Source organism: Streptococcus sp. C300 (genome assembly GCF_000187645.1).
In the GTDB taxonomy this organism is placed as follows: domain Bacteria; phylum Bacillota; class Bacilli; order Lactobacillales; family Streptococcaceae; genus Streptococcus; species Streptococcus oralis_CQ.
This window is the reverse complement of the sequence record NZ_GL732466.1, coordinates 38,512-46,950: the sequence shown is the minus strand read 5'-3', so window position 1 is coordinate 46,950 and position 8,439 is coordinate 38,512. Positions and strand designations below refer to the sequence as shown.

Sequence of the window (8,439 nt, the reverse complement as noted above, 5' to 3'; positions counted from 1 at the left end):
CCGAACCGCTGAGTGTGTAGCTCTGCTCGTCCGATCTGAGATAGTCGAAAAGTAGAAGGGGATGGTATTGGTATCAATCAATGAGTAACAAAGTAACAGCGTGATTCGAAACATTTGCTTGTAATTTGCGGAGGAACATCAATATGGATGGAATAACAAAAGATTCTATAAAAACGGCTAAACTAATAAAACAATTATGGCCCCAATTGACCGATAAAGAAGCTTTTGATGAAGTAAAAAAATATACGAATGGCAAAAATACTGCAATCTTTACTGAAGTTGAAGGTGATACAATTGTAGGTCTAGCACTATGTTCACTTAGATTTGATTATGTTGAAGGTTGTAAATATAGTCCTGTTGGATTCTTAGAAGGGATTATTGTCGACGAGGAATATCGTTTAAAGAATATTGCTAAAAATCTCTGTACAAAATGTGAGGAATGGGCGAAAAATAAAGGGTGTAAGGAATTTGCAAGTGACTGTACTTTAACGAATACGGATTCTATAAGATTTCATCTCAATATTGGATTTCAAGAGGTAAATAGAATTATTCATTTTAAGAAGATATTATAATTTCAGAACGTGGTCAAAATTTATGTATCTTTAGGAAGTGTGAAAAAATGGACGGACTACGAATTACTTTTCATTAGTTAAGAATATAGTAATGTTGTAAAGTTAATCGAGGAGTTATTGATGGAGTTTATTAGTAGGATAGCCATAAATAAAGGCTGGTCAGATGATAAAAAATATTGTGTGACAGATCAAAATCAGCAAAAATATTTCTTGCGTATTTCTGATAAAGAGAAGTTAGATTCTAAGAAAATTGAATTTGATATAATGGAGAAAGTTGCTTCTCTTGGAGTTCATATGTGTAAACCGATTAAATTTGAACTCTGTGGTGACGAAGTACATTCTATACACGAGTGGATAGACGGAAAAGTTGCAATGGATACCATTTTAACTTATTCAGAAAACCAACAATACACTTACGGGATAGAAACAGGAAGGTTACTTAGAAAAATTCATACAATTCCTGCTACAGAAGTTTATGAAGACTGGGAAATCTTTTTTAATCGAAAAATTGATGATAAAATCTCCAAATACAAAGAATGTCCTGTCCAATATGAAAGCGGTCATGTCTTTATTGATTTTTTGAATGAAAACCGTGAACTACTAAAGAATAGACCCCAAGTTTTGCAACATGGTGATTATCATATTGGAAATTTCATGATTGGAGAAGATCGAGAGATTTATGTGATTGACTTTGATCGTTTTGATGTTGGAGATCCTTGGGAGGAGTTCAATCGTATTGTGTGGTCAGCTCAAGTATCTCCCGCTTTCGCATCTGGTATGATAGATGGATACTTTGATGATAAGGTCCCAGATTTATTTTGGAAACTTCTTGCTGTTTACATTCTAAGTAACTTAATTGGAGCTCTTCCATGGGCTATTCCTTATGGAGAAGAAGAAGTATCAGTAATGCAAAATCAAGCTAAGGAAATTTTGGAATGGTATGATGATATGAAACAAATCATTCCTAGTTGGTATTTGATTGATAAAAAGACTGAAGAATAAAAGGGTTTAAATATTAATTTGAAAAGATATCAAGATTATTTGCTCATATTATAACGAATTCAATTCTTTATTAATACCTATCGAGAATTATCTTGAAACTTTGAATGTTGTTTCGGGGTCAAGTTACATGAAAGAATATATTTTAAATTTGGAAAAAGAATTTTCTTTAATAGAAAATGGGTTCAAAGAAGAAGAGAAGAGAGCTCTTTCTGACTATCAATCAAACGATATTGCGTATATCAAAGAATTAGCATTTCTAGCCTTTAAATCCAATGTATATCAAGTTAGAATGTACAGTGTATTTCTTTTTGGATACTTATCAGAACAAGATGATATTTCAGCATTTCTGCGAGATAAAGTTTCAAAGGATGACAATTGGAGAGTTCAAGAAGTATTAGCAAAAGCATTTGATGAATTTTGTAAGCAAACAGGTTATGAAAAATCTCTTCCAGTTATTGACGAATGGTTACAAAATAGTAATCCAAATGTTAGAAGAGCTGTTACAGAAGGTTTGAGAATATGGACGAGTAGACCATATTTCAAGGATAATCCAGATGAAGCTATTAAACGAATCGCAACATTAAAAGAAGATTCTAGTGAATATGTTAGAAAATCAGTCGGCAATTCTTTGAGGGATATTAGCAAAAAATTTCCAGAGTTAATTAAAGAAGAACTTGATGGTTGGGATATTAATAGTAAAGAGATTCAACAAGTTTACAAGCTAGCAAGTAGATTTATTAAATGATAATTCTAAACTATAAAGTTAAAAAATGGTAACTATAAAATATTTTCATTCTATAGTATAATTTTAAACAACAACTTTATCCCTTTCGTTCTATAATATAGAAGTTTGCTATCACGACATGTTGAGGCGGTAAGTTTGCTAGTCAAGGAGTAAAACGACGAAGATTAGCATTTACTTCCGCCCATGCGATAGCTGTCCGTGATTGACAAGTGCTAGCACGCAGACAGAACGGAGATAGCGAACCGCTGAGTGTGTCGCTCTGCTCGTAAAAGCTTAGAAACCTTTGAACGAAAGGGATAATGAAAGCCTTGATTGCAAGGCTTTTTGCTTTATGGTGGGTAAGTATCAGAGTGAGAAAATTTTTGGAATGAGTAGAAGTGATAGCTAGAAATTATCAGTTTCTATTTCCATTTACCCTGTGGGTACGTGTTTGTTTCCATTGACAAGGAGTTTGTGGGAATAGAAATGTACCCACCTTGTTTGAATCAAGTGAAGTGTAGTTGAAGGAAATCTGTTGAAAGCAATACTTCATTTTACCGAATAAGTAATAATTTAGGCAACTTCAAATCGATTAAAAAAAACTATTTTAAAGGTTAAGAGTAGACAAAAATTGTCCACTCTTTTTTGCAAACTCAATTTATCAATAAATGAAATGAGGGAATGTAAAATGAAATATTTTGAGGTTGAGTTAGAAAATCCTGATGAATTTTTAAAACTACAAACAGAAGATTTTGTGAAAGCTAATCGCTTGCTACTAAGGAAGATAATCCAGAGCGTTACAGTCTATGAAGAAAACTTCGTCATATCCTTTAAATCTGGCATCGAATTGGAAGTATGAGTCTCATTCCATAACTTTTATATTGAACATATCATCTTGTTGTGTTATACTATAAATTGATATAAACAAAGATGTAGGAGGAACCGAAACTATGACAGCCTCAATGCGTTTAAGATAAGCTGGCAATAAAAAAAGCAGAATCTATACCCGATGATAGGCTTTTTTGTTGTGCTTATTTATACGATATTGAGCATTCATTAGTTACGGTGAGGATATTGGTTATTTAACTATACCTTTATTTAACTATGTCTTTAATATGAATGTTTCCAAATTGTATGTATGCAGACCAAAAGCCACATTGTGGGGTTTGGCCTGCATTTTTTATTGCCTAGAATGCTATTCAAAATAGAAATTCAAGCAAAATAATATGCAGGAGATAATATAAATGGAAAAATACAACAATTGGAAACGAAAATTTTATGCAATATGGGCAGGGCAAGCAGTATCATTAATCACTAGTGCCATCCTGCAAATGGCGATTATTTTTTACCTTACAGAAAAAACAGGATCTGCGATGGTCTTGTCTATGGCTTCATTAGTAGGTTTTTTACCCTATGCGATTTTGGGACCTGCCATTGGTGTGCTAGTGGATCGTCATGATAGGAAGAAGATAATGATTGGTGCCGATTTAATTATCGCAGCAGCTGGTGCAGTGCTTGCTATTGTTGCATTCTGTATGGAGCTACCTGTCTGGATGATTATGATAGTATTGTTTATCCGTAGCATTGGAACAGCTTTTCATACCCCAGCACTCAATGCGGTTACACCACTTTTAGTACCAGAAGAACAGCTAACGAAATGCGCAGGCTATAGTCAGTCTTTGCAGTCTATAAGCTATATTGTTAGTCCGGCAGTTGCAGCACTCTTATACTCCGTTTGGGATTTAAATGCTATTATTGCCATCGACGTATTGGGTGCTGTGATTGCATCTATTACGGTAGCAATTGTACGTATACCTAAGCTGGGTAATCAAGTGCAAAGTTTAGAACCAAATTTCATAAGGGAGATGAAAGAAGGAGTTGTGGTTCTGAGACAAAACAAAGGATTGTTTGCCTTATTACTCTTAGGAACACTATATACTTTTGTTTATATGCCAATCAATGCACTATTTCCTTTAATAAGCATGGAACACTTTAATGGAACGCCTGTGCATATTTCTATTACGGAAATTTCCTTTGCATTTGGGATGCTAGCAGGAGGCTTATTATTAGGAAGATTAGGGGGCTTCGAAAAGCATGTATTACTAATAACAAGTTCATTTTTTATAATGGGGACCAGTTTAGCCGTTTCGGGAATACTTCCTCCAAATGGATTTGTAATATTCGTAGTTTGCTGTGCAATAATGGGGCTTTCGGTGCCATTTTATAGCGGTGTGCAAACAGCTCTTTTTCAGGAGAAAATTAAGCCTGAATATTTAGGACGTGTATTTTCTTTGATCGGAAGTATCATGTCACTTGCTATGCCAATTGGGTTAATTCTTTCTGGATTCTTTGCTGATAAAATCGGTGTAAATCATTGGTTTTTACTATCAGGTATTTTAATTATTGGCATTGCTATAGTTTGCCAAATGATAACTGAGGTTAGAAAATTAGATTTAAAATAAACAATATTGGAGGAATATTTATGTATCTTATTTTCATGTAACTCTTCCTGCTAAAATCGCAGGGTTTTCCCTGCATACAAGCAAATGAAAGCATGCGATTATAGACAGGAGGAAATGTTATGGAATTAATATTAAAAGCAAAAGACATTCGTGTGGAATTCAAAGGACGCGATGTTTTAGATATAAATGAATTAGAAGTATATGATTATGACCGTATTGGTTTAGTAGGAGCAAATGGTGCTGGAAAAAGCACTTTACTCAGGGTACTTTTAGGAGAATTAACTCCCCCAGGATGTAAAATGAATCGTCTGGGTGAACTTGCCTATATTCCCCAGTTGGACGAAGTAACTCTGCAGGAGGAAAAAGATTTTGCACTTGTAGGCAAGCTAGGTGTTGAGCAATTAAATATACAGACTATGAGCGGTGGTGAAGAAACAAGGCTTAAAATAGCACAGGCCTTATCGGCACAGGTTCATGGTATTTTAGCGGATGAACCTACGAGCCATTTAGACCGTGAAGGAATTGATTTTCTAATAGGACAGCTAAAATATTTTACAGGTGCACTGTTAGTTATTAGCCATGACCGCTATTTTCTTGATGAAATAGTAGATAAAATATGGGAACTGAAAGATGGCAAAATCACTGAGTATTGGGGAAACTATTCTGATTATCTTCGTCAGAAAGAGGAAGAACGTAAGAGCCAAGCTGCAGAATACGAACAATTTATTGCGGAACGTGCCCGATTGGAAAGGGCTGCGGAGGAAAAGCGAAAACAGGCTCGTAAAATAGAACAGAAGGCAAAAGGTTCTTCAAAGAAAAAAAGTACTGAAGACGGAGGGCGTTTAGCTCATCAAAAATCAATAGGAAGTAAGGAAAAAAAGATGTATAATGCTGCTAAAACCCTAGAGCACAGGATTGCGGCCTTAGGAAAAGTAGAAGCTCCGGAAGGCATTCGCAGAATTCGTTTCAGGCAAAGTAAAGCATTGGAGCTCCATAATCCATACCCTATAGTCGGTGCAGAAATTAATAAAGTATTTGGGGATAAGGCTCTGTTTGAAAATGCATCTTTTCAAATTCCGTTAGGAGCAAAAGTGGCGTTAACTGGTGGTAATGGAATCGGAAAAACAACTTTAATCCAAATGATCTTAAACCATGAAGAAGGAATTTCTATTTCGCCTAAGGCAAAAATAGGTTACTTTGCACAGAATGGTTACAAGTACAACAGTAATCAGAATGTTATGGAGTTTATGCAGAAGGATTGTGACTACAATATATCAGAAATTCGTTCAGTGCTAGCATCTATGGGGTTCAAACAGAACGATATTGGAAAAAGTTTATCTGTTTTAAGCGGTGGAGAAATTATAAAATTGTTGCTTGCTAAAATGCTCATGGGTAGATATAACATCCTAATAATGGATGAACCCAGTAACTTCCTTGACATACCAAGTTTAGAGGCTTTGGAAATACTAATGAAGGAGTACACCGGAACTATCGTGTTTATCACCCACGATAAACGATTACTCGAAAATGTAGCAGATGTAGTTTATGAAATTAGAGATAAGAAAATAAATCTGAAACATTAAATTTAAGGTAGTCGCTGGTCAGTATAGTCTGTTCTGGTTGGCGACTCCATTGTTAAAGAGTATAAAGACTTTAGATTTTATGAATATTAAAAATAGGAACAGTCAATTGAACTGCTCCTATTTTTCTGCTAAATATATTGTAGTTTTCTTATATGTATAATGATAGATTAGCGGATTCTCATCTACGGTACTTACTTCAAATATGAAGAAGTGATCGCGGTTATCTCTGGACTTTTCCTTATTGAGGACAAAGTAATTCTTACGTGAAGTCGCCATTGTTTTTAGGATATCATCAGTTAGGAAGGTCAATGGAATATTCATGTTAGAGTAGCGGTAGAAGTCACGTTCAAAATCTTGGTAGCTCTCGCTATAATAGTCCATTTGTAGGTGATTACGCTGAAACTCAAGCTGATTCATAGAGCACCTCCTCGACAAGTTCAATACTAATAATGTCTTTTAATTTCAAATTGATGTGACCTGTTGTAGTTTTTATCAAAATGAAATCTTTGGTCAGACTTGGTATTGTTCCAGTGTAGGAAACACGCTTGTTTTTTTCAATCACTTGAATGCGTGTGCGTAGCTGCCCGGCGTATACTTGACTGAGGAGTAATAATTTCTTCTCTAGTGATAAGTCAGACATGTACGTTACTTTGTTTGTATCATCAGAGAGTGCTGATGCATGTTCAGATAGGAAAAAGCCCATCCATTTTTGCATCTTTGTATCCTGGTACTCTCTTGCTGATTGAAATGGTAAATATGAACGGTCAATCATATCAAATCCTTTCTATGCAGAGGCAAGGGTATTTTTATCAAATTGAATCGTAAAACCTTGAATTCCCCCACCTGTGTAACATTCTTTAAAGCGATTGATTACCTCAGTATAGATTATCACAGATGAGCTTGTTGGCTTAATGCTAAATGTAAATTCCAATGGTAATCGGTTTTCAGATTTAGCATGTACTAGTCGTATCGATATTTCAGTTGTTTTGAGTTTTCTATGACGAAGTTTTGAAGTTGCTGTTTCAACGATTCCATGTAAAAATCTTTCAAGCATTTCAATATCATTACATCCTTTGCTACGGATTTCTGAAAATTGTACTGTATTTTTTTCTTGTTTCATTTTAATCCCTCCAATCCACCCGCGGAATGACCACCGATAAGTTTACTGCGTTCAATATTTCTGGAACCTTCAGTTAGGACGGTTCCTTTTTGTATGGCTAAAAAACCAAACTGTTCTCTGACAACATCAATAGCTGTCTGAAGTCTATTATCTTTTTCAATTTGTTCTACATCATCAAAGAGTGATAGTAGAGTATAGCTTTCATCTACGAAGCCACTATAAGATACACCAATTTGTCTCACTGCACCAGAGGTGTATTTTTTCGGAATAATACAAGTACATGACTCACCATTGTTTTGGGGAGATTTGCGGGTTCAATTTTATTCTGAGCATTTATAGATTTTTTCATCTCAGTCCTAGAATAGCCAATATGAATAGAAACGACAGTAGTCAATACTAGGGCTACTGTTCCGTTCCACAGTATCATTTAAAAATCATTTTCACACCCTTTCGTCTATTAGTATAGAAGAAAGCTCTCAGCACACGTCGAGTGTGTAAGCTTGTTAGTGAAACGTAGTTAATCCTCAAAAGGTTCCCCGAACCTTTTGAGTTCCACAAACGCATCATGTTGAGGCGGTATCACTTCTTGTACGAGCTGAGGCATCAGCGAAGTAGAAGTAGATGCTCCGCCCATGGGATAGGACTCGTAGAATGAGGAGGGAAACCGACGAAATGATACAGTAAGTCCGAACCGCTGAGTGTGTAGCTCTGCTCGTCCGATCTGAGATAGTCGAAAAGTAGAAGGGGATGGTATTGGTATCAATCAATGAGTAACAAAGTAACAGCGTGATTCGAAACATTTGCTTGTAATTTGCGGAGGAACATCAATATGGATGGAATAACAAAAGATTCTATAAAAACGGCTAAACTAATAAAACAATTATGGCCCCAATTGACCGATAAAGAAGCTTTTGATGAAGTAAAAAAATATACGAATGGCAAAAATACTGCAATCTTTACTGAAGTTGAAGGTGAT

General features: G+C 35.4%; 10 protein-coding genes and 1 pseudogene. 7 read left to right on the top strand and 4 right to left on the bottom strand.

Going from position 1 to position 8,439, the window contains the following annotated elements:
* The first annotated feature begins 143 nt into the window (after window positions 1-143).
* The 6 genes from aac(6') to msr(D) all read left to right on the top strand — a co-directional run bounded on the left by aac(6') (window position 144) and on the right by msr(D) (window position 6,343).
* A complete protein-coding gene (gene aac(6'), locus HMPREF0849_RS00250; protein ID WP_000348726.1) occupies window positions 144-572 on the top strand; it encodes an aminoglycoside 6'-N-acetyltransferase in 429 nt (142 codons plus the stop codon).
* Between the two features lie 120 nt (window positions 573-692).
* Window positions 693-1,574, top strand: coding sequence for an aminoglycoside phosphotransferase family protein (locus HMPREF0849_RS00245; protein ID WP_000394420.1), 882 nt, complete (start codon window positions 693-695; stop codon window positions 1,572-1,574).
* Window positions 1,575-1,701: 127 nt separating this feature from the next.
* Window positions 1,702-2,319 (top strand): HEAT repeat domain-containing protein, encoded by a 618-nt coding sequence (locus HMPREF0849_RS00240; RefSeq protein ID WP_000666156.1) that lies wholly within the window; start codon window positions 1,702-1,704, stop codon window positions 2,317-2,319.
* A gap of 667 nt (window positions 2,320-2,986) precedes the next feature.
* Complete coding sequence (locus HMPREF0849_RS00235) at window positions 2,987-3,157, top strand: hypothetical protein (protein ID WP_000873143.1); 171 nt, start codon at window positions 2,987-2,989, stop codon at window positions 3,155-3,157.
* A gap of 385 nt (window positions 3,158-3,542) precedes the next feature.
* Window positions 3,543-4,760: a macrolide efflux MFS transporter Mef(A) gene (mef(A), locus tag HMPREF0849_RS00230; protein WP_000417519.1), complete on the top strand. Its 1,218-nt coding sequence runs from the start codon at window positions 3,543-3,545 to the stop codon at window positions 4,758-4,760.
* A gap of 119 nt (window positions 4,761-4,879) precedes the next feature.
* Window positions 4,880-6,343, top strand: coding sequence for an ABC-F type ribosomal protection protein Msr(D) (gene msr(D), locus HMPREF0849_RS00225; RefSeq protein WP_000420313.1), 1,464 nt, complete (start codon window positions 4,880-4,882; stop codon window positions 6,341-6,343).
* Window positions 6,344-6,460: 117 nt separating this feature from the next.
* Here msr(D) and HMPREF0849_RS00220 read toward each other — a convergent pair whose 3' ends face one another.
* Genes HMPREF0849_RS00220 through HMPREF0849_RS00205 form a run of 4 tightly spaced genes read right to left on the bottom strand, consistent with a single transcriptional unit; the run spans window position 6,461 to window position 7,705 of the window.
* Window positions 6,461-6,760, bottom strand: a complete 300-nt coding sequence (locus tag HMPREF0849_RS00220) for a DUF5960 family protein (RefSeq protein ID WP_001072467.1) — start codon at window positions 6,758-6,760, stop codon at window positions 6,461-6,463.
* Window positions 6,747-7,115, bottom strand: a complete 369-nt coding sequence (locus tag HMPREF0849_RS00215; RefSeq protein WP_000567222.1) for a hypothetical protein — start codon at window positions 7,113-7,115, stop codon at window positions 6,747-6,749. Before HMPREF0849_RS00215 ends, HMPREF0849_RS00220 begins: the two co-directional genes overlap by 14 nt.
* Window positions 7,116-7,127: 12 nt before the next feature.
* On the bottom strand, window positions 7,128-7,463 hold the full coding sequence (locus tag HMPREF0849_RS00210; RefSeq protein WP_000806925.1) for a DinB/UmuC family translesion DNA polymerase: 336 nt from the start codon (window positions 7,461-7,463) through the stop codon (window positions 7,128-7,130).
* On the bottom strand, window positions 7,460-7,705 hold the full coding sequence (locus tag HMPREF0849_RS00205) for a hypothetical protein (protein ID WP_001813542.1): 246 nt from the start codon (window positions 7,703-7,705) through the stop codon (window positions 7,460-7,462). Before HMPREF0849_RS00205 ends, HMPREF0849_RS00210 begins: the two co-directional genes overlap by 4 nt.
* Before the next feature lie 587 nt (window positions 7,706-8,292).
* On the opposite strand from HMPREF0849_RS00205, the pseudogene HMPREF0849_RS00195 reads away from it, so the two are divergent.
* Window positions 8,293-8,439 (top strand): annotated as a pseudogene (locus HMPREF0849_RS00195) (aminoglycoside 6'-N-acetyltransferase); the annotation flags it as partial.